Here is a 528-nt window from a genome sequence, read left to right on the forward strand (position 1 = left end):
AGCCCGGGGATGAGCACCAGCGCGAAGACCAGCAGGAAGACCCGCAGCCGGCGCCGGTTGCTGCGCCGCGTGGCGGCCTCGCCGTCGAGGTCGGACGTCACGTCGAGTTCGAGATAGCTGCGCAGGCTGGAGAGAGGGTTCATGGCGTCGTCACCGGGGGAAGCCAGGGCCGCCACCGATGCAGAGGGCCCGAAAGCGCAGGAGTATTCGGACAGAGGCAGGCCGGGTCAAGCGCATATTGCGCAACTTCCGTCATAAAACGGGCTGCCGCCGGGGGCGGAACTGGCGGGTGTCGCGGTAGTAGTCGGCGCACTCGCTGGCCGGGGTGAGGCCCGGGATCCCGAGGAGCGGCAGCGGCACCAGGCTGGCCTTGCCGAAGGGCTGCTGCGGGCTGGCCAGGTGTGCGGCGAGCCAGGCGTCGGCCTCGGCCTGCCGGGCCGGCGGGGGCAGCGCGAGCCAGCCGGCCTCGGCGACCCGGTGGATGGCCTTGGCGCACAGGCCGAAGAAGGGCGCCCGCAGCTGGTCCCA

Annotated in this window: 1 protein-coding gene; it reads right to left on the reverse strand. The window is 72.3% G+C overall.

What is annotated here, in order from left to right:
• Window positions 1-252: 252 nt before the first annotated feature.
• The coding region (locus tag L6Q67_RS24400; protein WP_296576378.1) for a DUF3025 domain-containing protein at window positions 253-528 on the reverse strand (276 nt) is incomplete at its 5' end.

It is taken from the genome of Zoogloea sp., assembly GCF_023150065.1.
GTDB lineage: Bacteria > Pseudomonadota > Gammaproteobacteria > Burkholderiales > Rhodocyclaceae > Zoogloea.